Origin of the sequence: Nocardiopsis sp. TNDT3, assembly GCF_003427465.1 — a bacterium.
GTDB lineage: Bacteria > Actinomycetota > Actinomycetes > Streptosporangiales > Streptosporangiaceae > Nocardiopsis > Nocardiopsis dassonvillei.
The window spans coordinates 1-1,413 of the sequence record NZ_QPFC01001241.1; the positions used below are offsets into that span (position 1 = coordinate 1).

Genomic DNA, 1,413 nt, shown 5'->3' on the forward strand with positions numbered 1-1,413 from the left:
AGGACGCCACCTCGCGCACGACCCGGCCCGGCAGACCGCCGCTCTCCAGGGTGAGGGAGCGCAGGCCGGTGTGGGAGGGCACGTGCAGGCTGAGGCCGCCCCCGCCCCGGATACCGTCGGCGCCCCGGGTGGCCAGCCGCTCCAGGCGGGGGAAGGCGGCCAGCAGCGGTGCCATGTCCCCCTGGTTGATCCAGGAGAGCTCGCACTCGTCGGCGGTGATGTCGCCGACGAAGACCGAGCGCAGGTTCGGCAGCGCGTCGGCGTGCTCGGCCAGCAGCTCCACGGCCTGCTCGGGACCGCACTGGTCGGGGCTGACCCAGTCACCGAGGACCAGCGCCGTCACGCGCTCGGTGTCCACCTCGGACATGAAGAGGGAGAAGTACTGGTCGTAGTCGTCCTCGGGACGCCTGCCGTCGCTTCCGCTGGTCCGCAGCCGCCAGGCCGTGGACGCGGGGTCGCGCGGGTCCCCTCCGCGCCTTCGGACCTGTTCGAGCCGCTCCTCACGCGTGCCCTCGGCGGGGAACTCGACCACGGGCAGGCCTGCGAACTCGGTGAGATCGGCCATGGGGGCTCTCTTTCCGGGGAGGTGGAGGTGGTTCCCCCATGCCTAGCAGCCCCCGGGGACAGCCGGGCACGCCCGGAACCGCCACCCGGGTCGGGTTCCGCTCACCCGCTCGCGCCGTCCCTCGCACCGCCGCGCCGTGCGGGTAGCCCGACCGCTCGCACCCCGCCGTCCAGGGTTCCGCTCCGCCGCGCGGGACCGCCCCCGAACACCCCTCAGGAGCCGCCGAGCGAGTCCGGGAGCGCGGACCGTCCGGCGTCCCCGTACAGGCGCCGGGCCAGGTTCCTCATGGACCGGCGCATCCCCGGCGGGTCCTGCTCGTTCGAGCCCACCGACGCCAGGTGGGAGGAGAACGAGCCGAAGAGGTGGTCGCCGTCGCGGATCCCCCCGGGCAGCTCGGCGAACCACCGGTACCCGCACGGCTGGTGCGGGACCCCGGCCTCCGTCAGGAAGTCGTCGACACCGCGGTCGACGCCCGCCCGGTCGGTGCGCGTCCTCTCCTCCCACCGCTGGACGCGCCTGCCGCGGTTCTCGCAGGTCACGTGCACCGGGGAGGGCGGGTGCCGCTCCGGGCACCGGACGGCGTGCTCGGGGCCCACCGCCCAGGCGACCAGGGCGTGCCAGCCGGATTCGGGGACCTCGACGAACCTCCTTCCGCGGAGTTCGGGGTGTTCGCCGGTGTCCGCCTCGTGCGGGGGCAGGGGCAGGACGGGGTACTCCGACCAGGTACGTCCGCTCAGGTCCTCGCGGTGCCCGCCCACGTGGAAGTAGGCCAGCTCCGCCCTGGTCTCCTTCCGTTTCCCGGAGGTCCAGCGGTCGTCGTGCGGCCCGTCGCTCATGGACAGCAGCCT

1 protein-coding gene and 1 pseudogene are annotated in these 1,413 nt (G+C 74.3%); both read right to left on the bottom strand.

The genetic code is table 11. The features are described 5' to 3' along the window. A pseudogene (locus DQW06_RS26335) lies at positions 1 to 565 on the bottom strand (hypothetical protein); the annotation flags it as partial. A 212-nt stretch (positions 566 to 777) separates the two neighbouring features. After that, positions 778 to 1,413, bottom strand: a 636-nt coding sequence (locus DQW06_RS26340; protein ID WP_232833168.1) for a DUF5956 family protein, incomplete at its 5' end; no start/stop codon positions are given.